This is a genomic window from uncultured Corynebacterium sp. (assembly GCF_946998835.1).
In the GTDB taxonomy this organism is placed as follows: Bacteria; Actinomycetota; Actinomycetes; order Mycobacteriales; family Mycobacteriaceae; genus Corynebacterium.
The window spans coordinates 26,214-47,163 of the sequence record NZ_CAMQAZ010000020.1 but is presented as its reverse complement, the minus strand read 5'-3'; the positions used below and the strand labels follow the sequence as shown (position 1 = coordinate 47,163).

Here is a 20,950-nt window from a genome sequence, read left to right as displayed (position 1 = left end):
TGGACACCAGTCAGGTCACCGACATGTCCTACATGTTCTCTGGGTGTTCGTCGCTCACGACGGTGCGACTAATCCGAAAAGACGGCACAAAACCACAAAACATTATGCGAATAAACGCAAAATCCGGTCTCAGACTCAGAGAAATCTTCTACACACCAGACGGACAACCAATCAACTAAGGGCCTGCGCTATCCCGCGCAGCATTGCAACACCCCCGCTCGACAGCATTGTCGGCGGGGGTTTATCGTCCCCCTTGTCCAAGTGCATGCATTTGTGCAGCACCCGCTTGACAGAATCCCCCGAAAATACTGTTTTACCTTGGAGCCGGCGACGAGAATCGAACTCGCACTCTCAGCTTGGGAAGCTGAACTTTAATGCTATCCTAGGCAGCGTTAGTTACAGTTTCCCCAGGTCGCGAGTTGCGGCCTAATGTTGCCCATAGGAACCGTGCGGACTGGGGAGGAACCGGCGGTGCAGCAAAACTGCATGCATGCAGCCAACCACTCTGACCCGAAAGAGAGCTACCCCCAATGAGTGCAACCCTAGGCAACATCTACCGCAAGAAGAACGGGCGTTTCGGCTTCATGGTCAACGCCGGTGTCGGCCCGGACGGCAAACCCCGCCGTCGTGAAGTCACCGCCACACGCAAGAACGACCTTGTGGCCCGTCGTCGTGAAATCGCTCGCCAAATCGCCACCGGCACCTACATCGCAGGCACCACCCCGACCGTGGGGCAGTGGTGGACGCACTGGTGTGACGAGATTGCAGCGCACCGGGTACGCCCAAACGTGCTCGCCAACTACCGCTCCTATGGTCGCAGGCATATCATCCCGACCCTGGGAGCTAGGAAACTCGACGCGCTGACTACCGACGATGTGCGTCACCTGCATACGGTCATGCGTGACGGTGGGGCCAGCTCACGCACCGTCGAAGCGGTCCACAACACGCTGCGCAAATGCTTGCAGGACGCGGTACGCGAGGACAAGATCGCGGCAAACGTGTGCGACAAGATGGACAAGCCCCGCGCTGTCAGCCGTGAACGTGAAGCCCTATCGGCCGCTGAAGTCCGCGCCCTGATCACCACGATTCAGGGTGAGTCCGCGATGTGGCGCGCCCGCTGGCTCATGGCGTTGCAGACCGGGGCGCGCCAAGGGGAGTGTCTGGGCCTGGAATGGGAGCGGGTGGACCTTACCCCTGGGGTGGAAGCGTTGGACTTGTCGTGGCAGCTGCAGCGGGTGCCGTGGCGGCACGGACGCGACTGTGTGTGCGGGGCGGGGGTGTCTGCAGCGCGTTGTACGGTACGTGAGCCGGACGCAGCCGAGGATTTCGAGCTACGGCCCGCATACATGGGGCTGTGGCTGCAGCGTCCGAAAACTGCTGCATCTATCCGTGTGACTCCGATGACCGTTGCGACAGCGCAAGCAATGCGCGACTGGAAAGCAGAATCCGGCGGGCAAAGTCTGGTGTTCGTCGATGAAAAGGGGCGGCCATTAACGTCACGCTACGACAACCTGGCGTGGCATGAACTCTGCGCGAGAGCGGGGGTACGTGATGTGGATTTACACTCTGCACGTCACACGATGGTGTCACTCATGCTGGAATCTGGTGTGGATCCAGAGATCATTAGGCAAATTGTGGGGCACTCGACGCTGGTTTCGACGCGGCATTATTTGCATGTATCGCAGGATGCGGCGAGGGCAGCATTGTCTGCCTGGGGAGGGTGATTTCGCGTGTGATTGTGGGGGTGCCGTTTTTGATGTGCCAGACCTGGATTAGCCAGGTTTGGTCATTGTCGGCCTGGGGGTGGTGGCCGAAGTTGGCCCAGTCTTTTTTGACGGCTTCCTGTTCGAGTTTGGTGAGGTTACGGTTGGGGAAAGCGGTACCTCTTTGAGGCACGACGATGAGATCGGGGTTCCGGCTCTGGTTTGTCGTTGCCGCTGGTTGGGTATTTGAATTCATCTACCAGCCTTTCGATGATGTTTTGTTGTTGTGGTGACAGACTACTGATGTCGATGCTCTTAACGCTATCACTATTCGAACGTACTTTTGAAAGATCGGGCCAGCGTTCCAGTTCCACCTGGCCAGCACGCAAAACCTCAACCGGATCCAAATCAAGCGTCAACGCCAAACGCAGCGCATTATCCCCATCCAACGTGAACGTTTCGCCATTTTTGTACCAAGTGCCACGCTCCAGCTGGGTAACCCAATGGCGTGAGCGATCCATGGCGAGGGCTACATCTTCCTGACTCATATCTAGGGCAAGCCTGGCGTTTCGCGCCATGTTGGCCAGGAGCATGTTCGGCTGTGTGTTGCTGGTTTCCATGCCGCTAGATGCTACCCGGTGCAGCATGGTGAAAGCACGTTACAAGCAGGTAATTTACCCATAATGTTGCGTCGCAATGTTGCGTCATGTAATGTTATAGCTAACAGGAACCGAGCGGAACCGACAGGAACCAACCGGAACCCACCAACCAAAGACCGGGGCTGCCACCCCGGCCAAACCAGAAAGAGAACACCATGACCACCCACATCAGCGCAGCAATGTCATTCAAGGCCCGAGTCGCACAACTCCACGCCCAAAACCCCGACAAATACGTCCCCGAAAAAGCAATCGCAGCCCTCGTCCAAGCCATCGAAGAAATCACCGAAGACACCCCAGGACTCGCGAACTGCATCTACAACGACGCACTATCCAGCATCGACCCATACTGGCGCGTCACCACCAAATAACCCCCACCAACCACAACCGAAAGAGACCCCGAAAATGCAGAACAACCTCCCCCTCACCGAAGCCCTCCAAGACCCCGAAGCACTCCCCACCGTCAACGACTGCCTAAACAGCATCTACGAAGCAGTCCAGGACATGCACCACGAATTCACCACCAACGGGCCTGGGGGCATGGGCCTAGGCACTCCGGAAGCGCGAAAGAGTCTCCGCACCCACCTCGACGCCCTCACGTGCGCCCTCGACGAGATCGACGCATGGGGCAACGAAATCATCGACTACGCCGAAAAGTCCGCATAGCCCGACATAGCAGGCAGGTGGGTGCAAGCCCCACCACGGGCACCAGGCCACTGCCAAGGCCATACCACCCACCAACCGACAAGGAGCCAAAACAATGAGCACTCCCACTAGCCAGGGGCTACGCGAGATCCTCGACACCACCGACGATCAAGACCTACGCGGCAGACTTGAATCCCTCGCAGGCCAAACCGAGGACAGGCAGACCGCATTTGTCGAAATGGTCACAGAAGTTGACTACCACCTAACCAAGGCAGCAGGGGTAGCCCCAAACATCATCGAACCCAAAGTTGATGGATACACCCCAAATGGCAAGCAGAGACTGCAATATGAGTTCGGCGACTACACCCTGTCGATGTGTGCCTTTGTCGAATACCAGGAGGTTGCTTCGATTGAGGTAGAAAGCAACATCACTGGCGAGACCATCGCCAATATTCGGATTTCCCCATTTGGCCCGGAAAAGACCGCACACCTGGCCGTGCAGTTCGTAGGCCTACTCAACGCGCTAAACGACTAACCACAAGGGAGAACATGATGGAAAAGGACTACTTAACAGTCGATGAAGTCGCGCACGTCACAGGCTTCTCGGACAGGTTCATCCGAAACCACATCAAAGCCGGGAACCTGGCCGCATTGAAGATCGGACGGGCCTACCGAATCCGCGCCGAAGAAGTCGAACCATTCATGCAATTCCTCGCAGACACCACAGCCGCATAAAAGAGAGTGACCACCAGGCGCAGGGGCTGCCACCCCTATAAAACGCACCACAGTGACCACTCGAATGCACATGTACCCACCAACCAAGGTAAGGAACACAATGCCACTTCACCCTAACACCGTCACCGTGTTACCCGAAACACGTGACCGTTACGACTGGCTCGAGCAACGCCGACACGGCATCGGATCATCGGACGCAAGCGTCATTGCCGGTGTCGGATACGAAAAAGGCCCGTCTCCCTACACGATCTGGCTGGAAAAGACCGGACGCGTCCCGCTGGACGTTCCAGTAGACCCGGAAACAGCGGAAATGATGGAATGGGGAAACATTCTCGAACCCGTCATCCGATCCACAACCGCCGAACGCCTGGGTGTACAAATCGACAAACCGGAACAGGCATGGGCACACAAGGACTACCCGTGGCTACGCGCCAACCTCGACGGAATGATCGCCCCGAACATCATTTGCGAGTTCAAAAACACTTCAGCGCGCAACGCGAAGCAATGGGCAGACCAGATCCCAGACCATGCCGAGGTGCAAGTACACCATGCAGGACTTGTAACCGGCTGGCGTGAAGCGGTCGTCGCGGGCCTAATCGGCGGCAACAGCCTGTCTATCCACCGGGTCGAGCTGAATCCCAACATTCTCGAAATGCTTTGGAAAGCCGAGCAGGAATTCTGGAACTTCGTCGAGACAGATACGGAGCCACCTATCGAGTGGCACGAATCAACCAAGGACGCGCTTGCCACGGAGTGGCGACAGTCCCGCACGATCGGCACCCAGGAAGTCGAAGAGCAGGACGCACGCAAGTGGGTGGAGCAGTACCACCAAGCGCAAGCCGACTACAAGGACGCCGAAAAGCGTAAGCGTGAAGCCACCAACCACCTGTTGAAACTCATGGCGGGGCATGACCAGATCGCCACCGGCGACACCATCTGGGCGAAAACGCAGCGCGGCAGGCTCAACGAGAAACGCCTACAAGCCGAAAAGCCGGATCTGTACGCCAAGTATTTGACCAGACTCGCGCTAGCCACTGACCGGCTCAAAGCGGACCACCCGGACGTATACGCCGACTACCAGCACATATCCATAAACCCCCAGGCAATCGCCTAACCGAAAGGACACACCAAAATGGCCAAGAACCTAGAACAGCGCATGGCAGCAAACAGCACGCCTGCACAGCAGCGCCCCACCACCCTCGCAGACCAAATCCGAAGCATGGAATCACAGTTCGCGCTCGCAGCCCCCAAGGGTGCCGAAGCATCCCAGCTTGTACGCGACGCACTGACCTGCCTACGCCAAACCCCGAAACTCGCACAATGCACCCCACAGTCCGTACTCGGCTCGCTCATGACCTGCGCACAGCTCGGCCTACGCCCCGGTGTACTTGGACACGCCTACCTGCTTCCGTTCTACGACAACCGCCAGGGCGGCCAGGTCGCACAGCTCGTCGTTGGCTACCAGGGGCTGGTGGAGCTTGCGCACCGCTCCGGCAAAATCCAGTCGCTGATCGCACGCACCGTCTACGAAAACGACTTCTTTGAGGTGGACTACGGCCTGGAGGACAAGCTGGTCCACAAGCCGTACATGGGTGGCGATAAGGGCCAGCCGGTTGCTTACTACGCGGTCGCGAAATTCACCACGGGTGGGCACGCTTTCTACGTCATGTCTTACCCGGAAATGCTGGTATACCGTGATCGTTTCGCCAAGTCGAAGAAATTTGGACCGTGGGTGGACAATTTCGAAGCAATGGCGCATAAGACGTGTGTACGCCAGCTGTCGAAGTGGATGCCGAAGTCCACGGAGTTGGCGACCGCTATCGCAGCAGACGAGACAGTGCGTGTGGACCTGACCCCAGACGCGATTAATTACGGGGAGCACCCGGAGGGTGATGGTGAAGCGCCGGAGCACATCGACGGTGAAGTTGTAGACGAACCGGAAGAACAAACCGCCTAGCCAGAACGGGGGCGACTCCACACGCCCCCGCGTAGACACGCCCTCGACTACAAGCCAGGACCGGGGCGGGGTATCCGGTGACCACACCCCACTACCCGGCGCGGCTGCCACCGCGCCACACCACCCACCAACCACGCAAAGGACAAAACATTGGACACCTGCAAACGTCCAACCTGCGACATGAAACCCCAACGCAACGCCAAACACGGCTACTGCCGCAAACACGCCAAAACCGAAAACGCCGCCAACACCTACCACCCATCCGGCCCAACCATCACACGACTACACACCCTCCTCGCCGCGGGCTGGTCATGCGCCGCCATCGCCGACACCGTCGGCATCAGCATCTACTCCGTCTACAACCTCCGGGACGGCAAACGCAGCACAGTCCGCAAAACCACCGCCGACGGCATCGCACGCATCAACCCACACACACGCACCGGCGCATCCTGGGTACCCGCCTGGCCCACACAACGCCGCCTACACGCGCTCCAAGCAGCAGGCTGGACACAAACCGAAATCGCCACAAACACAGGACTCGCCCAAGCCCTAATCTCAAAAATCAGCACCGGACGCGTCAACATCACCCACCCCACCGCACAAGCCATCAACACCCTCTGGGACCAGGTCGCACACCAACCAGTAGCAGGCCCACCCACACCACTAGCCAAACGCCGCAAATGGGCCACCCCAATGGAATGGGACAACATCGACAACCCCAACGAACACCACCCACCAGCAGGCAACAAGAGAAAATGGCAGCACACCGAAATCAGCTACCCGCGGCTAAAAGACATCGCTGACGGCACCACAGCCCGAACAAGCAACGAAATCATCGATTTCATCTACCTCGAAAGCGACCGAGAACGCGGACGGCAAGCAAAGGCAGCTAAGCAGGCAAAGTCGGTGCGTCATGCAGCCTAACCTTTTCGACCTGGACGTACGCGATGTGGCTTATTTCGCGGAGATCGCTATCCACCGTGGTTGGGACGCAGCAGCACAACAAGCGATGAACCACCTCGCTAGGCGTGGCACACCTTTTACCGCTGATCATTTCCGGTTGCTCATGGCTGACGCGCCAGACCCGCACCACCCAAACACAATCGGCAGTTTCTTTCGCCGGGCGCACGCTGACGGACTGATCACACCCACAGGCCGGTTCGTGTGTGCCACCACACCGTCTCGCCACGGGGCAGCAATCCGCGAATGGGTCGGCACCATGCCGGACACCCAAGCCGCCTAGCCACCATCCAACATTTGTAATTACGACACTGACATTCAAAGGAACCCACTGTGCGCATTAGGTCCATCAAGCCAGAGTTCTGGCGCTCCGAAGACATCTCCAACTTGTCCATCGAAGACCGCCTGCTGTTTATCGGCCTGTGGTCCTACGTCGATGACAATGGAGTCGGCCTGGACCGCATGGCTCTTATCGCGGCTGATTTGTTCGCGGATGATCTTTCGCGAGACTCTCGCGAGACTCTCGCGAGGGTTTCCGGAGGGTTACAGAGACTGTCTGAAGCGGGCCGAATTGTTCGCTACACCGTCGATGACCGTAATTACATCGCAATTACGAATTGGCATGTCCATCAGCGCATTGATAAGCCGAACAAGCCGCGTTACCCGGAGCCGACCAGCGAAAACGCTGTTATTCGCGACACTCTCGCGACACCCTCGCGAGACCCTCGCGACACTCTCGCGCCTGGAACAGGGGAACAGGGGAACAGGGGAACAGGGGAACAGGTAATACATGCCCGACAAGTCGGGCGCGTGAACCAAACCGACGAACCCGAAGACATCCCCGACACCACCAACGGCTACCCAGACGGATTCGAAACATGGTGGGCTACTTACCCGCGACCCGTCGGTAAACGCAAAGCGTTCGAAGCGTGGTTCAGGGCGCTCAAGCGGATCCGCATTGACGATCTGCTTGACGCGACACGAACGTTTGCGGACTTCCACGCCCAGGACGGCACCGACGAACGTTTCATCCCGTACCCGACAACATGGCTGAATCGGGATGGGTGGGGCGACAAACTCACCCCAAGAACACGCCCAGACGGCCCACAGGCGCGACAACAGCGCACAGATGAAGAAGTACTCACCGCAATGCTTGCAGGCCCGCAAAACGGCACACAGCCCGTCATCGACGGGGAAGTCATCCACCAACGACAGATCGGATAACCACATGCTCACTCCACAACAAAAGACCGCCATCGCGGTCCGCGTCCTCGGAATCGGCAAACGACTCGCCCCCGACCGCTTCCCCGCACACCTCGACCGCACCGGCCAACCCAACCGCGAACTCATCAACGAATGGGCACACGCACTCGGCACCAAAAACTACCCGCTTGACCTCTGGGAACAAGCCGTGCACCACTGGGTCAACCACATCGACCACGGACGCATGGTCACCACCGGCGAAATGCACAAAGCCGCAAAAGCCGTACTCGCAAAGTGGGAAAACGACCCCCAGCGAAAAGCCGCCATCGAAGCGCACCGCCAGGCCGCACAAGACGAACGCGACCGACAAATCGCCGACGGCACATTCGGCACACACCGCGGCTACCAACCCCCAGCAATCAACCCCCCAAACACCAACGCCGCCACCAAATTCACCGACCGGCTCAACGACATCTTCAACCGCCGTCACCCCGAAGGGGACGCTGTATGAGCCGCACCTACCGCATCCTGCCCCCCGAGCTATGGGCACGTCCCCAATTCCGCGCCCTCACCGCAGCACAGCAGCACCTCTACCTGATGTTGTGGACACACCCAGCGCTGACCACAGCCGGCACTCTCGACTACAACCCGCGCCGACTTGCACCCCTGACGGCAGACCTCGAATTCGAGCACGTTGACGTGACCGCCCAGGAGCTGGAGCATGCTGGGCTGATCGTCGTGGATCGTGACACCGAGGAGCTGGCGATCTTGACGTGGTGGGAGGACACGACGACGCTGCGCCAGCCGTATGTCACGAAAAACGCGATTGACAGGCTGCGAGCTACCGCATCCACCCGCATCAACCAAGCCGTCGCAGAGCGGTTGCATGCGCTTAATGTTGCCCCTGCGCCTGGTGGGTTACTGACCGACGCAGCGACGCGATACCTCGCCGACTACCCGTCGTTCAACCCCGCGCCTAAGTCACCTGTCCTGCCGAAAGTAGCACGCCTACCAGAGGTTATTTGGCCTGGTCATCCGCTTGTGGTGGATTATGTGGAGGATGCGCGGTGTGAGGTGCATGCTGGTGGCGCGGTGGGGGTTGGGTGTGTGGAGTGTGCGGCGGCGGAGCGTGCTGCTCGTGAGCGTCGCTAACTTAATGTTGCGCTGTAGTGTTTCGTTACGTTGCGTTGTGGTGTAGCATTAATACCTAGTGAGACCGGCTGCCACCGGAACCACCCACCAACCGAAAGAGAGACCATGATGACCACCGCAACCGCCACCATCACCCACGGCACCACCAACCTGACCGAGGGTGACACCGTCGTTGCACGCACCGAAATCATTGCCGATACGCCGCTGGCAACCATCGACCAGGTTGTTGGCTACGTCGCCGCTAAGCACGGTGACTACGCAGGCCAGTTTGTATACGGCATGGAAGACAACAGCGACATCATCGTCCTGGAGTACGGCTACGACTACCTTGGCGGTGACCAGGGCGCGTTCGTCGAGATGATCGCTGATGATCTGCCAGTCATCCCTGGTCACGCGTGGACGCTGACGAACACGGATAGCTGTGAGCGTGTCGCCACGATCGGCTTCTAAACCCCACCAACCACCCAAAAAAAGGGAGAAACACAATGCTTAACACCATCAACCCGCGCCACATTGCCATTGCGCTTATCGGCGTGGCGCTCGTCCTAACCGTGCTGATTATCCAGGCCGGTACTGCACCAATCCTGCCGCTCGTGTGGGCAAGCTTCACAGTGCCATTGGTCGGCATGTGGACCTACGGATCCTCGTTTGCTGACCACGCTGATACCGCGCTTGCCCTCGCCAATAAGGAGTAACTAATGCGTCCCGACATGATTCCTGACCTGCTCGACATCCTCGCCCAGGTGCTCAACCTCGTACGCCTAATCCTGATCGCCACCGGAAACCAATAAGGAACACACCCGATGTCAGCACTCGCCGATTACAGCGCCGAAGAAATCCTCGCCATGTCTGGCCGGTGGATACGCCACACCGAAACAGGTGAGCTGGCCATCATTCGCCACGCCATGCAAGGCACAGACCGCATCTACATGAAGCTGACGATCCCCTCACGTGGCCGCGCATCGCACACCAACTACAGCAACCCCATTAATTGGGAAACCACCAACTACCCACCCGCCTGGAACCCAGACGGCACACCCATAAGGACCACACCATGAACCCAGACCCCACCACCGCACAACTCGCCATCCACGCGGTACTTGACATCATCTGGCCCTTACTGCCAGCCCACATTCTCGACCAGCTCGCATACGTCTAGGAGACACTAATGGCACAAGGAGACACCACAATCACCATCGTCGGCAACCTCACCGGCGACCCGGAGCTGCGTTTCATCCCCAACGGCGCGGCCGTCACCAACTTCCGTATCGCGTCCACCCCGCGTGTCTACAACCGGGAAACCCGCGAGTTTGAAGACGGCGACGCACTGTTTATGACCTGTAACTGCTGGCGTGACATGGCTGAAAATGTCGCAGAATCCCTGTCTAAAGGCATGCGTGTCATCGTCACCGGCACCCTGAAACAACGCTCCTATCAGACCAAGGAGGGTGACAACCGCACCGTGTACGAAATCGATGTACAGGATGTCGGACCGTCCCTGAAATACGCGACTGCCCAGGTGGCGCGCACCTCACGCGACAACGCACCAAATACGGCACAACAAAACCAAGGCCAGCCCACCGGCTGGGTAGCGCAAGACAGTCGCGGCGGGTTCGGCCAGGGCGCAAACACCGACGAAGCCCCGTACTAAACCCCACCAACCACCAAAAAGGAGAACCCACTCATGGCATCCATGGCCAAATGCGAAAACATCGCTGCTCAAGTCGCCACAAATCTCGGCAACAGCATCAAATCGAAGTCCGCTGGTGAAGACGCGAAAGAGGGGATGGCGTACTGCTCCGGCACCCTCAACAACGGCCTGACTTTCAGTGTCTTGGACATTAACGAGGGCAACCGCTGCAACGTTGAAGTGTCATCCACCTCTATCACGTCCACGATCAACGTGCCATCCTCCTGGACAAACAGCACCATCGCGACACGAGCAGCGAACGCCTACAAAGGCGCAAGCAACACTAGGTGACCTGTCATGAAGCTACCCAACCACCCAGGCAGGCCACCCATATACGACAAATTCGCCCGCGAACTCGACGAAAAAGCGGACCAAAAGCCCGCGGACGAATCGTGGCTACCATTTCCCGACCAACACGACCTCACACCAGGCACCCGAAACACCTACAGGTGGCGAATCAACACCGGCGAACTACTCGGTGACGGCTACCAAGCAGCCATCCGCGCCGGGTGGCTGTACGTAAGGAAAAAACCATGAGAAACCAGCACCAGGACCTTGCCGAAGCGGTGAACACATTTCATGCCGAAGTAACCCGCATGGACGCATACACCACAGACGGCATCAACAAAATCACACGGCTCACCACCGACATTGCCGTAGCCCTATACAAGCTGACCTTGACCGAACTGAAAGAGAAAACCAATGCTTAACAACCAAGAACAGATAGCCCGCCAGTGGGCTGTGGAGTATCTCGATAATCTGCCGGAGCTTGGGGCTGTGTGGGCTGCCGACCTAGTGGAGAAAGCTAGGACTGCCGCGGAGTACATCATGGCCACTACGAAGCCGGAGACGATGGACGACATGATCTGGGAGGAGGATAAATACCACCTGGCGGGTGCTACTACGCAGCGTGATGGCGATGTAGTGATGATGTTCCTGGACGGCAGTTGGGACGGGAAAGAGAGCCTTATCTGCTGTGATAAGGGTGCGTATTACCCCTCGGCGCTGACCCCGAACGGCAAGAAGTACAAGATCGTTGAGCTGCCAGATCACCCGACGCATTTGGATTCTGTGCAGGGTTTTTGGGACGCGCCGGAGGGCACCATCGTGGGGACTGATGATGGTTTGCCGTGGTGGAAAGAAGTGGGTGACTGGGTGTGTGGTGATGGGAGTGGCCGCCGCACGCCTAATGAGATGTTTGACGAAGAGGGCAGTGTGGAGGTCCTGCGTTGGGGTTGGGGTGGTGAGGAATGATCACCCCGGAGAAAGACCAGGGAATGCTGGAAAACGCCGACGTGACACGCGTCGAATCAATACTCGCCACCATCGCAAAAATGACCTGGGAATACGCGGTGCAGGTGGAGATTAGACCTGGTGTGTGGCGGTATTTGTCGCATGGTGAAACCGTGACGCAGCTGTCCCATAAAGCTAAGTGGTTTACAACTCCTGGCGACGCTGGCCGGTATGCAAAAGACCGTGGCTGGCCGGAGCACACCGTGCGACGGTTGGTGTCGGACCCGGAGGTAATCAAATGACCCCATTTGAAGCACAGACGTTGCTGGCCAAGGTTAAGGGCACGGACGCAAGCGCCCTGGAGTTTCACATGGACTGGAAAGACGTAGCCAACGCACTCGAAACCATCGCAGGAATGCGTGTGGAGTACGCGGCGCAGGTGCGGCGGGGATCGGCAAGCCCGTGGCTGTACGTCCTGCAAAACGGGCATTTCAGCAAGAGGGGTAGCACGAGCGTTTGGTGCAAGAGGAAACGTGGGTGTGAGAACGCCATTCGGTCCGCACTCAAACGCAAAGACGTAGGTGCAGACACAGTGGAATTTCGCATTGTGCACCGTCTCGTGTCCACCCCGGAGGTGACGGAGTGAGCTGGGATAGCCCTATTCAGATCACCCCCTCGGAGGAGTTCCTGATTATTGGTGCGGTGCGGTATGCCCGTGGGCGTGCCACCTACGTGGTGGAGGAAACCTGCCGATGGGTGATCGATCACTGGGAGGACTTGTCGGAGAACACGCGTTTTGTGATTGCTCGTGATGTGGCGCTTGAGGTTGAGCTACGCCGCAACGAGGGTGCTAAGCAGTCGGAGCTGGCCAGAATCGACAACCCGTTCTGGGAAGCGCTTTTAGATAAGACCATGGAGGTGGAGCAGTGAGCCGTTGGAGAGTTTTCAAAGACCAGACATATCCGCGGCAATGGGTAGCACAAAACACGGGTAACCACGCCGAGGTGGAACGTTTCCCCACGCACGCTAGTGCCCTGGCCTACGCCGACTACTGTGCCCGCACCCGTGAGGTCACGTTTCACCGCCAAGCATTCCCCATGACCGTGGGGAAGAAACAGCTGGTGCTGACCGATCCGAACACGGTGGCCGTCATCGGCAAAGGCGGCGTGATGGTAACGGGTTTTCACCGTAAACACTGGGGCAAAATCGCCACCGCACTACTCACACTCGCAGCAGGAGACACCGCATGAGAGGGAAAATCCGCAGGCACGCCACCTACATTTACTACGACAAGAGCGAGCGGGGAGTAGCCCAAATCTGCGGCGCATGGAATTTCGAAGATAAGCCCCTAGGTTTCGACTTTGCAGACTTTCACACCCGGTCATGGGACATGATCATGCAGCAAGAACGTATCTACGGGGCGCGTGTCATTGAGTACGACCGGTACGGCAACCTTTACGGAATCCGTGAACCCCACGACCAGGCCGAATGGGAAGAACTCACCGGGAGTGAGTATTGGCGACGTGAACTAGCAGCAGAAAAGGAAGAGGTAGACCACTAAATGCCACGGATTATGTATAAGCCTCGCGCTGACCGGAATGAGTATGTGATTTGGTCCACGGTGGTGGACCTACCAGTCAGTGGGGTGATGGACCGTGACACAGCTAAAGCCACCTGGGCTAGCGGGGAGTGCTCCATCATGGGAACCCCGATCAGCATGGACATAGCAGAAAAATCCCTGCGGCGTGCGGACAGTAAAGGCTGGTCAATCAGCGACATTGCAACCCCCGATGAGGCCATGTTTCTGTGTCTCGGAAACCTTGAGGGGTACCCCGGTGACTATGAGCACGGCACCTGCAACCTGACTGATCTCGCTGCTGTCACCCGCGCCATCGAACACCGAGAGTGGGCAACCCTCGAAAACCTACTGACCGACCTCACACACTGGGAGGACGACGAATGAGCATTGATTACGACCGACTACGGGAACTTGCGGACACAGCCAGACCCGGCCCGTGGGAGGTAAAAGCCGAAGAAACCAGCGACTGCGGCGACCTCATAGAGGGGTTGGCCGCGTGGGTAGAAGCTGACAATGAGCGCGTCTTCGGCTGCGGCATGGAGATAGAGGAAGATAAAGAGCTTACAAACCTCGCCTTCGCCGCCCTTGCCCCGGATATGGCCCGCGAACTTTTGCGCCTGCGCCGGGAACTGCGCGATTTGCGTGATCTCATGTACACCCACGCGGGATACCAACGCAAAGACGGTTACAGCACCGCCGCCGACTGGACCGAAAACCACGCCTACCGACTCACACGAATCATCCAAGGAGACACCAAATGAGGACTGTTTACGGACGCGCCTGCGACGTAATCCGCGAGCACCTCCCCACCGGCTGCGCTGAACCAGAATGCATCGCAAACCTGGTGCAGGACGCAGGCCTACTCGCACCAGACCTGCCCGAACCAGACGAATGCCCACAAGACATACACACACCAGGCTGGCGAATAGACCAAGACAAATACGCCGCTGTACTCGCAGGACAAGTCCACATCAGCGACTACTTCGGCTGGGGCAACTCATACCCACCAGCCGTAATCCGCACCATGGCGTACAAGCTTCTCGCTGCCGCTGACTACGCGGAAAAACACCCCTCAAAGTTCCGTAGCGAGGGGCAGCAATGAAGCGCGTAGCCATCGCCCTCGCCCTGGTGCTGACACTGGCTGCGTGTGGCACACCCACGAAAAGCACCGACGGCAACGGCCTAATCGTGAGGGAATCAACATTCACGTTGAAAGACGGGCGCTCCGTGACGTGCCTAATCCACACGAACTACGGCGCAATCAGCTGCGACTGGGAGAACACAAAATGAGCAGTAACGACGAGAATCAAGTAATCCGCATAACCCCCAAAGGCAAAGCCGCCGTGATCATCATGCGCGAAGCCGAGAAAAACAGCGACATTCCGCTGCACTACCGTGCCGCCAACGCCCTCGACGAAGCAGGACTACTCCCCGGCGAAACGTCCACCAAGACACTCGCCGCGGTCTGGGCACGCGGCAAAGTACAACCCTCCGACCTCCGCATCTTCGAACTGTCCGGCGCGCCGATCCTGCCGGACATGTACGGAGCCGCAGAACGAGGAACGATTACCGTCCACACGTTGATCAAGTTCTGGGCCGACTGGTTCAAGGAGAACACCAAGTGAGCCTAGCTATAAGCATCATCACCAGCGTCGGCTTCATGCTCGCCATCATCGCCGCACTGATACTTCCAGGGGCAGTAGCCCTACTAATCGCAGAACGCCTAGACGCGGAGTACCTCGCTACGCCGATCTACCTCATCACTCTGGCGATCACGGTTGGGACATTGCTAGGCGTGGCCTACCACTTAGAAGCATGACCCGCCGCAAACCCACCAACCACAACAAGTGCCCTAAACCGCACAAAAGGAAATATGCAACACAACAAGACGCAGACGAAGCCCTCGGCAAAGAATGGCGCGAGGGCCGCCGCAAACACATGCCAATCCGCGCCTACCTGTGCGTGTGCGGCCAATGGCACACCACCAGCAAACCCCTCTGGCCCACCGCTGCTTGACGTGTTCATCCCCGGTCACCCCGCCACCCAAGGCAGTAAGCGCCACGTGGGTAACGGGGTGATGATCGAGATGGACAAGAAACTGCCCGCCTGGCGGCAAGCAATCAAACTGGTCTGCCACATGAAATACAAAGGCGTGCCGATTGACTACCCAGTCAAGGTCACTGTCGTGTTCTACCTCCCCAGGCCGAAGAATCCACGGTTCGAACTGCCCGCCACCGCGGTGGATTGTGACAAGAACGAACGTGCCCTGGGTGATGGGCTTGAACAAGCCGGGGTGCTCAAAAATGATGCCCGTATAGTCCACTGGGACGCACGCCAGGAATACACCACCGGCCAACCCGGCGCACACGTGGTGGTGACAGCCGCATGATCATGTTCGAAATCACCTGCCTGATCGGCATAGCAATCATGTTTTGTGCCCTGGCCTACGAACAACGCCACCATCCGGTCATGTGGGCCATCGCCGCACAGCGCTTACCAACTTGTACGCCAGCATGATTGGAGGTGACCCGTGGGGGAATACATCGTCGAAGTCTGGATAACCCACGATGGTCGCGGCACCTGCCCTGGCGCATGGCTGCCTGTAGACGGCATGGATTACAGCCTGCGTGACCAAGCCGTTGAGGTTGCAGCCGCGTGGGAAGCAGACGGTTACACAACACGAATCAAAAAGAGGAGAACAGCATGACAGTCAAGTTCACGAAGATTCACCCGGACGTACCCACCCCATGCCGGGCGCACCCCACAGACGCTGGTGTAGACCTTACAGCGTGGTCTGCTGACGATTGTGGGGCAGGCCGTTGGGTGGGTAGCACCGTACCGTATGACGGCACCCTCATGGTCAGCACAGGCGTAAAAGTGGCTATCCCAGAGGGATATGTGGGGCTGCTGTATGTGCGTTCCTCACTGGGTGTGAAGCGTCGCCTGGACCTGGCAAACGGCACTGGTGTTATCGACGCTGATTATCGCGGTGAGGTCAAAGTGTGCCTGCGCAATACAGGCCGGAGGCACCAGTTCATTAGGCGTGGTGACCGAATCTGCCAGCTGGTTGTGGTGCCGGTGGACCTCACGGACTGGGTGGAGGTTGAGCACCTGGACGAGACAGTAAGGGGACAGGGTGGTTTCGGCTCAACCGGAAAAAAGTAACACACCACCGTGGCGTAATGTTGCCTAAAACAGCATGATAGGGCAGCATTACATGGTGTGCGGCCACCATGCGAGGGGAAAACAGAATTCACCAACCCCACCAAAGCCACGCCCAAAACCATCACCGAAGCACTCGAAATGTGCCACCACTGCCCGCTGCGCACTGACTGCGCCAAACAAGCCATCGTTGCGGGTAACACACTTGACGGGGAACGGAAAACGCACGCAGTGGATGTCATCCAGGCTGGTATCTGGCTAGACGGCACGATTGACGCAACACTGCAACTCTACGAACTAGTGGGCCAACCCCCACCAATTAAACGCAGGCGCATGCCAACCCCCACCACCTGCAAAGAATGCGGACGGCACATGATCGCACGTGACAAATCCATACGCCTAGACGCAACTATCCTCACCCATGCCGCACGCGGATACTGCCGCGTCTGCTACTCGCGGCTCAAGCGTGAGGGCAAACTCGCCACCCTGCACCCGAAGCACCAGGCCGCGTTGGGGTGGCGTGAACACCACCAAAGGAAAACATCATGACCAGGCGAGGCAGTGTCACCCCCAGCTCGCCGCCACAACCAGGCAAGCAAGACACGCGTACCCCGCCGAAAAAGAAACGCCGCGGCAGACGCAAACCACGCTGGCAAAAACCACACCACTAACGCAACGCAGGGCAACAAACCAGGGTATAGTTACAGCAGTGTGATTACGGCAGTCACACACACGGCCTTAACGGGTGCAGTTACTCTCTTTCGGCCACCCGGTGAGGCCACAGGCTTTGGCACGGACTGGTAGCTATCCGTCATTGATCCCACGCCACCGGGGGTAGAACCAAAGCAACAGGTGGCATTCCCCTGTGGTGCAAGTGGCAGCACGGCAGATTCTGGCTCTGCAGATTGAGGTTCGAATCCTTACAGGGGAGCGTAGTTCCCTCTGGTGTATCGGGTAGCACACCGCACTTTGAATGCGGCAGACGTGGTTCGACCCCACGGAGGGAAGCCAACCAACCACGAAAGAGAACAATGAGAAACCTACTCGCCAAAGCATGCGCCTGGCTCGGCGTACGACTCGTCTACGCAGCCGTAAACCTCGACACAACCAGCGCCGCCACCGGATGGGGCGTATCCACCAATGATGGGCGGCACGTCCACATCATCCCCATCAACGACAGCGTCACCCACGAGCACACCGAAGACTGCCCATGCGGCCCAGAAATCGAACCCGTCAAAACCGACGACGGGACCGTTAACTACGTGATCAGCCACCACAGCCTGGACGGCCGCGAACACATGGAGGAAGCATGAAACCACATTTCCTGGAAAAGCACCCCACCCCGTGGAGAATTATTGGCGGTTTGACGCTTGATCACGTGGACCCTAACGGCAAGGTGGACCCTAACCGCAAGGTGAAGACCGCGCAGGTATGGGGCGTGGTGGACGCGAACAATGTCCTAGTGCTTCCAAATTGTGAGCCGTCTCCGATGGTTGAGGAATTGGTGGACTTCATTAACACGGTTGGCCCGTCATTACCGCGTCTTATGAAGATCAGTCAGGAAGAGGTTATGCGTCGTGAGTTTGAGCGGCGTTGGGCTGGCAATGAAATCGCCGAGCTGTACAGGCAACGCGTCAATGAGAGCGTGAGAAGCAGATACCCAGGCACGAGGAGAGGGGAGTAGGCCGTGGCGCTTGAAGCTATTGAGATTTTCAACCCGTATCCCGGTAATGCGCGTCGGGGTGATGTGGATATGATTGCGCGTTCGCTTGAGTTGCATGGGCAGTACAAGCCGATTGTGGTGAACAAGGGGACAAAAGCGCCCAACCTGGCGAACACGATTCTGGCTGGGAATCACACGTGGGAAGCTGCGAAACAGCTTGGGTGGGAAACCATCGACGTGCATTGGGTGGATGTGGATGAGCGCCAGGCGCGTGACATTGTCCTGATTGACAACCGCGCTAACGACGCTGCGTCTTATGAGGTGGAAGCGTTGGTGGACCTGCTTACTGAATACCCGGACCTGGACGGTACTGGGTTTACCCGCGACGAGCTGGACACGTTGTTGGAAGAGCTGGATACACCGACGGCGGATGATGTGCCGGATATGCCGCCGGAGGAACCCACCGCGTGGAATCTGCTTGTGGAGTGCGCCACGGAGGATGAAGCAAAGCTGCTTAAGGCGAAGCTCACCGCGGAGGGTTACACCTGCGGACTAGCGTAACGTGACGAAAAGGACACCATGCAACCACCCACAGCACTCCAAGAAATACTCGACCTACTCCACGACGACATCAACCAAACCGACGACGCACTCGTCACCGACTACATCCTCGTCACACGATGGGAAAACCTCGACGGCAGCGAAACCGTCGGCGCGTACACATCCGGTGGACTCTCCAACGTCACCGCAGCAGGCATGCTCCACATCGCCCAAAACTACGTCGCAGACGACCACCGCCGCCTGGACTACCTCGACGACGACGAATAGGGACAACCCCACGCACCTCATACCGTGACCACCCGAAGCTGATCCGGGAGGTCACACACATTGCCCGCACTCCACCGCGACAAGGACAACCTACGCATAGCCGAACGCGCACGCCGAGCACGCGACATGCGCATCATCGGCATGTCCTACCAACAAATCGCCGACCAACTTGGTGTCTCCACCGAAACCGTCCGCAACGACATCAAGCGCTACACCCAAGACCTCCCCAAAGAAGAAGCCCTCGAATACCGCGACCACCAAGTCGCCCTGCACGAGATGATGATCAGCCGGTGGGTGCCTAAAGCACTCAAGGGTGACTACAAGGCAGCAATGGTGGTGGCGAAGTACGACCAGCTACGTACCGAACTATTGGGCACGAACCGTGTTGAAGATGACGGCGGGGAACAAGTCGCCCGTGACGAGCTGGCAGCGATGATGTCCGCGATTAAGGGGGCTGCGTCGTGACGGTGGGTATGTCGCAAAAGCAGATTGACAGTGTTGCCTACTCGCAGTGCCGCGTGAACATCTTTGATGGGTCTGTGCGTGCTGGTAAAACGTTCGGCTGGTTGTGGATCATCCTTAACGAGGTTGCGTTGTATTCCGGGGCAGGCTCGATCGTGATCTTCGGGAAGAACCGCGACAGTATTTACCGCAACGTGTTCGAACCTATCGAGAATGTTGGGGTGTTCGCGCCATTCCGTAAGTTTGTGCGTTACCGCCAGGGCGCAGCCACTGCCACTATCTTCGGACGTAAAGTTCACGTCATCGGCGCGAACGACGAGGGATCCGAAGCGCGTATCCGTGGCATGACGATTGGGCGGGCGTTTGGTGACGAGATCACTGTGCTCAACAAGAGCTTTTTTAAGCAGATGTTGGCGCGTATGTCCGTGGCAGGTGCGAAACTCTGGGGCACCACCAACCCCGACAGCCCCGCACACTGGCTGAAAACGGACTACTTGTCGAAAATTCCCGGCACCATGCACTTCGACGACCACACCCCCGAGGGTGACCAGCTCACCACATGGTCCTACTGGCACTTCACCATGGACGACAACCCCAGCCTGGATCCTGACTACAAGGAATCACTCAAACGTGAGTACACGGGCCTGTGGTACAAACGCTTCATCCTAGGGTTATGGGTATCGGCGGAGGGGGCGATCTACCCCATGTTCGACGAGAGCCGCCATACTATTCACCCCACGGAGCTGCCCACCATTGACCGCACCCTCGCACTGGGTATCGACTACGGCACCACACACCCCACCCGCGGCATGCTGCTTGGCGTAGGCGCTGACGATGATGGGGTGACCCGCCTATACGTCCTGGACGAGTGGGCACCCGCGACGGGGTTGACGGACGCGAAACTATCAGCCGACCTCAAAGCGAAACGCGACCAGTGGAAACAGCACTGGCCGGAGCCGGAGTGGACCTACACCGACCCTGCTGCAAAAAGCTTCCACATCCAACTTTGGGAAGATCACCACCCCAACCTCGCAAAAGCCGACAACGCCGTCCTCGATGGCATCCGCACCGTCGCCAGCCTGCTGGACAATGACCAGCTCCGCATATCAACAACCTGTACAGAACTCATACGAGAACTGCCCGGCTACCGCTGGGACGACAAAGCAGCAAACCGTGGAGTCGAAGCACCCGTCAAAGACATCGACGACGCAGTAGACGCACTCCGCTACAGCATCTTTTCGTCCAGGTGGGAATGGGCACGACTCCTTGACCGCGTATTGGAGACAACCTAAATGGCATTCCCCACACCCCACACACCTTGG

At 58.1% G+C, this 20,950-nt stretch carries 41 protein-coding genes and 1 tRNA gene; 40 read left to right on the top strand and 2 right to left on the bottom strand.

Annotated elements, in window-relative coordinates; genetic code table 11:
- Positions 1-530 precede the first annotated feature (530 nt).
- Positions 531-1,724, top strand: coding sequence for a site-specific integrase (locus tag Q0U90_RS08110; protein WP_297453362.1), 1,194 nt, complete (start codon positions 531-533; stop codon positions 1,722-1,724).
- A 137-nt stretch (positions 1,725-1,861) separates the two neighbouring features.
- Here Q0U90_RS08110 and Q0U90_RS08105 read toward each other — a convergent pair whose 3' ends face one another.
- The gene (locus Q0U90_RS08105) at positions 1,862-2,323 is read right to left on the bottom strand and encodes a helix-turn-helix transcriptional regulator (protein WP_297453359.1); all 462 of its coding nucleotides are present in this window, start codon (positions 2,321-2,323) and stop codon (positions 1,862-1,864) included.
- 194 nt (positions 2,324-2,517) lie between these two features.
- On the opposite strand from Q0U90_RS08105, the gene Q0U90_RS08100 reads away from it, so the two are divergent.
- The 34 genes from Q0U90_RS08100 (at position 2,518) to Q0U90_RS07935 (ending at position 17,606) form a co-directional block, all read left to right on the top strand.
- Positions 2,518-2,730 carry a hypothetical protein gene (locus Q0U90_RS08100; RefSeq protein ID WP_297453356.1) on the top strand — a complete coding sequence of 71 codons (213 nt, stop codon included), beginning with the start codon at positions 2,518-2,520 and terminating at the stop codon, positions 2,728-2,730.
- Between the two features lie 34 nt (positions 2,731-2,764).
- Positions 2,765-3,025 (top strand): hypothetical protein, encoded by a 261-nt coding sequence (locus tag Q0U90_RS08095; protein WP_297453353.1) that lies wholly within the window; start codon positions 2,765-2,767, stop codon positions 3,023-3,025.
- Positions 3,026-3,119: 94 nt separating this feature from the next.
- Positions 3,120-3,539: a hypothetical protein gene (locus Q0U90_RS08090; RefSeq protein WP_297453350.1), complete on the top strand. Its 420-nt coding sequence runs from the start codon at positions 3,120-3,122 to the stop codon at positions 3,537-3,539.
- Between the two features lie 14 nt (positions 3,540-3,553).
- Complete coding sequence (locus tag Q0U90_RS08085; RefSeq protein WP_297453347.1) at positions 3,554-3,739, top strand: helix-turn-helix domain-containing protein; 186 nt, start codon at positions 3,554-3,556, stop codon at positions 3,737-3,739.
- Between the two features lie 100 nt (positions 3,740-3,839).
- Positions 3,840-4,853 carry a lambda-exonuclease family protein gene (locus Q0U90_RS08080; protein ID WP_297453344.1) on the top strand — a complete coding sequence of 338 codons (1,014 nt, stop codon included), beginning with the start codon at positions 3,840-3,842 and terminating at the stop codon, positions 4,851-4,853.
- Between the two features lie 18 nt (positions 4,854-4,871).
- Positions 4,872-5,696, top strand: a complete 825-nt coding sequence (gene recT / locus Q0U90_RS08075) for a recombination protein RecT (protein ID WP_297453341.1) — start codon at positions 4,872-4,874, stop codon at positions 5,694-5,696.
- Between the two features lie 180 nt (positions 5,697-5,876).
- Positions 5,877-6,620 (top strand): hypothetical protein, encoded by a 744-nt coding sequence (locus Q0U90_RS08070; protein ID WP_297453338.1) that lies wholly within the window; start codon positions 5,877-5,879, stop codon positions 6,618-6,620.
- The gene (locus Q0U90_RS08065) at positions 6,610-6,939 is read left to right on the top strand and encodes a hypothetical protein (RefSeq protein WP_297453335.1); all 330 of its coding nucleotides are present in this window, start codon (positions 6,610-6,612) and stop codon (positions 6,937-6,939) included. The genes Q0U90_RS08070 and Q0U90_RS08065 overlap by 11 nt, the downstream gene beginning before the upstream one ends.
- Before the next feature lie 50 nt (positions 6,940-6,989).
- Entirely contained in the window at positions 6,990-7,880 is an 891-nt protein-coding gene (locus tag Q0U90_RS08060; RefSeq protein WP_297453332.1) for a hypothetical protein, read from the top strand.
- Between the two features lie 4 nt (positions 7,881-7,884).
- Positions 7,885-8,370, top strand: coding sequence for a hypothetical protein (locus Q0U90_RS08055; protein ID WP_297453330.1), 486 nt, complete (start codon positions 7,885-7,887; stop codon positions 8,368-8,370).
- Positions 8,367-9,011 carry a hypothetical protein gene (locus tag Q0U90_RS08050; RefSeq protein ID WP_297453327.1) on the top strand — a complete coding sequence of 215 codons (645 nt, stop codon included), beginning with the start codon at positions 8,367-8,369 and terminating at the stop codon, positions 9,009-9,011. The genes Q0U90_RS08055 and Q0U90_RS08050 overlap by 4 nt, the downstream gene beginning before the upstream one ends.
- 105 nt (positions 9,012-9,116) lie before the next feature.
- On the top strand, positions 9,117-9,461 hold the full coding sequence (locus tag Q0U90_RS08045; RefSeq protein ID WP_297453325.1) for a hypothetical protein: 345 nt from the start codon (positions 9,117-9,119) through the stop codon (positions 9,459-9,461).
- A gap of 35 nt (positions 9,462-9,496) precedes the next feature.
- Complete coding sequence (locus tag Q0U90_RS08040) at positions 9,497-9,706, top strand: hypothetical protein (protein ID WP_297453323.1); 210 nt, start codon at positions 9,497-9,499, stop codon at positions 9,704-9,706.
- 108 nt (positions 9,707-9,814) lie between these two features.
- The gene (locus tag Q0U90_RS08035; RefSeq protein ID WP_297453321.1) at positions 9,815-10,069 is read left to right on the top strand and encodes a hypothetical protein; all 255 of its coding nucleotides are present in this window, start codon (positions 9,815-9,817) and stop codon (positions 10,067-10,069) included.
- A 110-nt stretch (positions 10,070-10,179) separates the two neighbouring features.
- Positions 10,180-10,662: a single-stranded DNA-binding protein gene (locus Q0U90_RS08030; protein WP_297453319.1), complete on the top strand. Its 483-nt coding sequence runs from the start codon at positions 10,180-10,182 to the stop codon at positions 10,660-10,662.
- Positions 10,663-10,695: 33 nt separating this feature from the next.
- Entirely contained in the window at positions 10,696-10,992 is a 297-nt protein-coding gene (locus tag Q0U90_RS08025; RefSeq protein ID WP_297453317.1) for a hypothetical protein, read from the top strand.
- Between the two features lie 6 nt (positions 10,993-10,998).
- The gene (locus Q0U90_RS08020) at positions 10,999-11,238 is read left to right on the top strand and encodes a hypothetical protein (protein WP_297453315.1); all 240 of its coding nucleotides are present in this window, start codon (positions 10,999-11,001) and stop codon (positions 11,236-11,238) included.
- The gene (locus Q0U90_RS08015; RefSeq protein ID WP_297453313.1) at positions 11,235-11,411 is read left to right on the top strand and encodes a hypothetical protein; all 177 of its coding nucleotides are present in this window, start codon (positions 11,235-11,237) and stop codon (positions 11,409-11,411) included. The genes Q0U90_RS08020 and Q0U90_RS08015 overlap by 4 nt, the downstream gene beginning before the upstream one ends.
- Complete coding sequence (locus Q0U90_RS08010; RefSeq protein ID WP_297453311.1) at positions 11,404-11,955, top strand: hypothetical protein; 552 nt, start codon at positions 11,404-11,406, stop codon at positions 11,953-11,955. The genes Q0U90_RS08015 and Q0U90_RS08010 overlap by 8 nt, the downstream gene beginning before the upstream one ends.
- Positions 11,952-12,236 carry a hypothetical protein gene (locus Q0U90_RS08005; RefSeq protein WP_297453310.1) on the top strand — a complete coding sequence of 95 codons (285 nt, stop codon included), beginning with the start codon at positions 11,952-11,954 and terminating at the stop codon, positions 12,234-12,236. Before Q0U90_RS08010 ends, Q0U90_RS08005 begins: the two co-directional genes overlap by 4 nt.
- Entirely contained in the window at positions 12,233-12,580 is a 348-nt protein-coding gene (locus Q0U90_RS08000) for a hypothetical protein (protein WP_297453308.1), read from the top strand. The genes Q0U90_RS08005 and Q0U90_RS08000 overlap by 4 nt, the downstream gene beginning before the upstream one ends.
- Entirely contained in the window at positions 12,577-12,864 is a 288-nt protein-coding gene (locus Q0U90_RS07995; protein ID WP_297453306.1) for a hypothetical protein, read from the top strand. Before Q0U90_RS08000 ends, Q0U90_RS07995 begins: the two co-directional genes overlap by 4 nt.
- Positions 12,865-12,938: 74 nt before the next feature.
- Positions 12,939-13,184, top strand: coding sequence for a hypothetical protein (locus Q0U90_RS07990; protein ID WP_297453304.1), 246 nt, complete (start codon positions 12,939-12,941; stop codon positions 13,182-13,184).
- Positions 13,181-13,495, top strand: coding sequence for a hypothetical protein (locus Q0U90_RS07985; protein ID WP_297453302.1), 315 nt, complete (start codon positions 13,181-13,183; stop codon positions 13,493-13,495). Before Q0U90_RS07990 ends, Q0U90_RS07985 begins: the two co-directional genes overlap by 4 nt.
- On the top strand, positions 13,496-13,897 hold the full coding sequence (locus Q0U90_RS07980; RefSeq protein WP_297453300.1) for a hypothetical protein: 402 nt from the start codon (positions 13,496-13,498) through the stop codon (positions 13,895-13,897).
- Positions 13,894-14,274, top strand: a complete 381-nt coding sequence (locus Q0U90_RS07975) for a hypothetical protein (protein ID WP_297453298.1) — start codon at positions 13,894-13,896, stop codon at positions 14,272-14,274. Before Q0U90_RS07980 ends, Q0U90_RS07975 begins: the two co-directional genes overlap by 4 nt.
- The gene (locus tag Q0U90_RS07970) at positions 14,271-14,615 is read left to right on the top strand and encodes a hypothetical protein (protein WP_297453296.1); all 345 of its coding nucleotides are present in this window, start codon (positions 14,271-14,273) and stop codon (positions 14,613-14,615) included. The genes Q0U90_RS07975 and Q0U90_RS07970 overlap by 4 nt, the downstream gene beginning before the upstream one ends.
- A 184-nt stretch (positions 14,616-14,799) precedes the next feature.
- The gene (locus tag Q0U90_RS07965) at positions 14,800-15,138 is read left to right on the top strand and encodes a hypothetical protein (RefSeq protein ID WP_297453294.1); all 339 of its coding nucleotides are present in this window, start codon (positions 14,800-14,802) and stop codon (positions 15,136-15,138) included.
- The gene (locus Q0U90_RS07960) at positions 15,135-15,332 is read left to right on the top strand and encodes a hypothetical protein (protein ID WP_297453293.1); all 198 of its coding nucleotides are present in this window, start codon (positions 15,135-15,137) and stop codon (positions 15,330-15,332) included. The genes Q0U90_RS07965 and Q0U90_RS07960 overlap by 4 nt, the downstream gene beginning before the upstream one ends.
- A 54-nt stretch (positions 15,333-15,386) precedes the next feature.
- Positions 15,387-15,902, top strand: a complete 516-nt coding sequence (locus tag Q0U90_RS07955; protein ID WP_297453292.1) for a RusA family crossover junction endodeoxyribonuclease — start codon at positions 15,387-15,389, stop codon at positions 15,900-15,902.
- A 141-nt stretch (positions 15,903-16,043) separates the two neighbouring features.
- Positions 16,044-16,220, top strand: coding sequence for a hypothetical protein (locus Q0U90_RS07950; RefSeq protein WP_297453290.1), 177 nt, complete (start codon positions 16,044-16,046; stop codon positions 16,218-16,220).
- Complete coding sequence (dut, locus tag Q0U90_RS07945; RefSeq protein ID WP_297453288.1) at positions 16,217-16,678, top strand: dUTP diphosphatase; 462 nt, start codon at positions 16,217-16,219, stop codon at positions 16,676-16,678. The genes Q0U90_RS07950 and dut overlap by 4 nt, the downstream gene beginning before the upstream one ends.
- Positions 16,679-16,735: 57 nt before the next feature.
- A complete protein-coding gene (locus Q0U90_RS07940) occupies positions 16,736-17,224 on the top strand; it encodes a hypothetical protein (protein WP_297453286.1) in 489 nt (162 codons plus the stop codon).
- 310 nt (positions 17,225-17,534) lie between these two features.
- Positions 17,535-17,606, top strand: a tRNA-Gln gene (locus Q0U90_RS07935).
- A gap of 109 nt (positions 17,607-17,715) precedes the next feature.
- Here Q0U90_RS07935 and Q0U90_RS07930 read toward each other — a convergent pair.
- The gene (locus Q0U90_RS07930) at positions 17,716-17,973 is read right to left on the bottom strand and encodes a hypothetical protein (protein WP_297453284.1); all 258 of its coding nucleotides are present in this window, start codon (positions 17,971-17,973) and stop codon (positions 17,716-17,718) included.
- A gap of 11 nt (positions 17,974-17,984) precedes the next feature.
- Here Q0U90_RS07930 and Q0U90_RS07925 point away from each other — a divergent pair, with 11 nt between their 5' ends.
- The 5 genes from Q0U90_RS07925 to Q0U90_RS07905 are packed head-to-tail and all read left to right on the top strand — an operon-like array spanning position 17,985 to position 20,920.
- Positions 17,985-18,359 carry a hypothetical protein gene (locus tag Q0U90_RS07925; protein WP_297453282.1) on the top strand — a complete coding sequence of 125 codons (375 nt, stop codon included), beginning with the start codon at positions 17,985-17,987 and terminating at the stop codon, positions 18,357-18,359.
- A gap of 3 nt (positions 18,360-18,362) precedes the next feature.
- Positions 18,363-18,899: a ParB N-terminal domain-containing protein gene (locus Q0U90_RS07920; protein WP_297453280.1), complete on the top strand. Its 537-nt coding sequence runs from the start codon at positions 18,363-18,365 to the stop codon at positions 18,897-18,899.
- 18 nt (positions 18,900-18,917) lie between these two features.
- Positions 18,918-19,166, top strand: a complete 249-nt coding sequence (locus Q0U90_RS07915) for a hypothetical protein (protein WP_297453278.1) — start codon at positions 18,918-18,920, stop codon at positions 19,164-19,166.
- 60 nt (positions 19,167-19,226) lie between these two features.
- Positions 19,227-19,631 carry a helix-turn-helix domain-containing protein gene (locus Q0U90_RS07910; RefSeq protein WP_297453276.1) on the top strand — a complete coding sequence of 135 codons (405 nt, stop codon included), beginning with the start codon at positions 19,227-19,229 and terminating at the stop codon, positions 19,629-19,631.
- Positions 19,628-20,920, top strand: a complete 1,293-nt coding sequence (locus Q0U90_RS07905; RefSeq protein WP_297453274.1) for a PBSX family phage terminase large subunit — start codon at positions 19,628-19,630, stop codon at positions 20,918-20,920. Before Q0U90_RS07910 ends, Q0U90_RS07905 begins: the two co-directional genes overlap by 4 nt.
- Positions 20,921-20,950 lie beyond the last annotated feature (30 nt).

Bases quoted from the DNA above. Each gene is read 5' to 3' on its own strand.
- Q0U90_RS08110 (WP_297453362.1), top strand. From the start codon at position 531: ATGAGTGCAACCCTAGGCAACATCTACCGCAAGAAGAACGGGCGTTTC.
- Q0U90_RS08105 (WP_297453359.1), bottom strand. From the start codon at position 2,323: ATGGAAACCAGCAACACACAGCCGAACATGCTCCTGGCCAACATGGCG.
- Q0U90_RS08100 (WP_297453356.1), top strand. From the start codon at position 2,518: ATGACCACCCACATCAGCGCAGCAATGTCATTCAAGGCCCGAGTCGCA.
- Q0U90_RS08095 (WP_297453353.1), top strand. From the start codon at position 2,765: ATGCAGAACAACCTCCCCCTCACCGAAGCCCTCCAAGACCCCGAAGCA.
- Q0U90_RS08090 (WP_297453350.1), top strand. From the start codon at position 3,120: ATGAGCACTCCCACTAGCCAGGGGCTACGCGAGATCCTCGACACCACC.
- Q0U90_RS08085 (WP_297453347.1), top strand. From the start codon at position 3,554: ATGATGGAAAAGGACTACTTAACAGTCGATGAAGTCGCGCACGTCACA.
- Q0U90_RS08080 (WP_297453344.1), top strand. From the start codon at position 3,840: ATGCCACTTCACCCTAACACCGTCACCGTGTTACCCGAAACACGTGAC.
- recT (WP_297453341.1), top strand. From the start codon at position 4,872: ATGGCCAAGAACCTAGAACAGCGCATGGCAGCAAACAGCACGCCTGCA.
- Q0U90_RS08070 (WP_297453338.1), top strand. From the start codon at position 5,877: ATGAAACCCCAACGCAACGCCAAACACGGCTACTGCCGCAAACACGCC.
- Q0U90_RS08065 (WP_297453335.1), top strand. From the start codon at position 6,610: ATGCAGCCTAACCTTTTCGACCTGGACGTACGCGATGTGGCTTATTTC.
- Q0U90_RS08055 (WP_297453330.1), top strand. From the start codon at position 7,885: ATGCTCACTCCACAACAAAAGACCGCCATCGCGGTCCGCGTCCTCGGA.
- Q0U90_RS08050 (WP_297453327.1), top strand. From the start codon at position 8,367: ATGAGCCGCACCTACCGCATCCTGCCCCCCGAGCTATGGGCACGTCCC.
- Q0U90_RS08045 (WP_297453325.1), top strand. From the start codon at position 9,117: ATGATGACCACCGCAACCGCCACCATCACCCACGGCACCACCAACCTG.
- Q0U90_RS08040 (WP_297453323.1), top strand. From the start codon at position 9,497: ATGCTTAACACCATCAACCCGCGCCACATTGCCATTGCGCTTATCGGC.
- Q0U90_RS08035 (WP_297453321.1), top strand. From the start codon at position 9,815: ATGTCAGCACTCGCCGATTACAGCGCCGAAGAAATCCTCGCCATGTCT.
- Q0U90_RS08030 (WP_297453319.1), top strand. From the start codon at position 10,180: ATGGCACAAGGAGACACCACAATCACCATCGTCGGCAACCTCACCGGC.
- Q0U90_RS08025 (WP_297453317.1), top strand. From the start codon at position 10,696: ATGGCATCCATGGCCAAATGCGAAAACATCGCTGCTCAAGTCGCCACA.
- Q0U90_RS08020 (WP_297453315.1), top strand. From the start codon at position 10,999: ATGAAGCTACCCAACCACCCAGGCAGGCCACCCATATACGACAAATTC.
- Q0U90_RS08015 (WP_297453313.1), top strand. From the start codon at position 11,235: ATGAGAAACCAGCACCAGGACCTTGCCGAAGCGGTGAACACATTTCAT.
- Q0U90_RS08010 (WP_297453311.1), top strand. From the start codon at position 11,404: ATGCTTAACAACCAAGAACAGATAGCCCGCCAGTGGGCTGTGGAGTAT.
- Q0U90_RS08005 (WP_297453310.1), top strand. From the start codon at position 11,952: ATGATCACCCCGGAGAAAGACCAGGGAATGCTGGAAAACGCCGACGTG.
- Q0U90_RS08000 (WP_297453308.1), top strand. From the start codon at position 12,233: ATGACCCCATTTGAAGCACAGACGTTGCTGGCCAAGGTTAAGGGCACG.
- Q0U90_RS07985 (WP_297453302.1), top strand. From the start codon at position 13,181: ATGAGAGGGAAAATCCGCAGGCACGCCACCTACATTTACTACGACAAG.
- Q0U90_RS07980 (WP_297453300.1), top strand. From the start codon at position 13,496: ATGCCACGGATTATGTATAAGCCTCGCGCTGACCGGAATGAGTATGTG.
- Q0U90_RS07975 (WP_297453298.1), top strand. From the start codon at position 13,894: ATGAGCATTGATTACGACCGACTACGGGAACTTGCGGACACAGCCAGA.
- Q0U90_RS07970 (WP_297453296.1), top strand. From the start codon at position 14,271: ATGAGGACTGTTTACGGACGCGCCTGCGACGTAATCCGCGAGCACCTC.
- Q0U90_RS07965 (WP_297453294.1), top strand. From the start codon at position 14,800: ATGAGCAGTAACGACGAGAATCAAGTAATCCGCATAACCCCCAAAGGC.
- Q0U90_RS07955 (WP_297453292.1), top strand. From the start codon at position 15,387: ATGCAACACAACAAGACGCAGACGAAGCCCTCGGCAAAGAATGGCGCG.
- dut (WP_297453288.1), top strand. From the start codon at position 16,217: ATGACAGTCAAGTTCACGAAGATTCACCCGGACGTACCCACCCCATGC.
- Q0U90_RS07925 (WP_297453282.1), top strand. From the start codon at position 17,985: ATGAAACCACATTTCCTGGAAAAGCACCCCACCCCGTGGAGAATTATT.
- Q0U90_RS07915 (WP_297453278.1), top strand. From the start codon at position 18,918: ATGCAACCACCCACAGCACTCCAAGAAATACTCGACCTACTCCACGAC.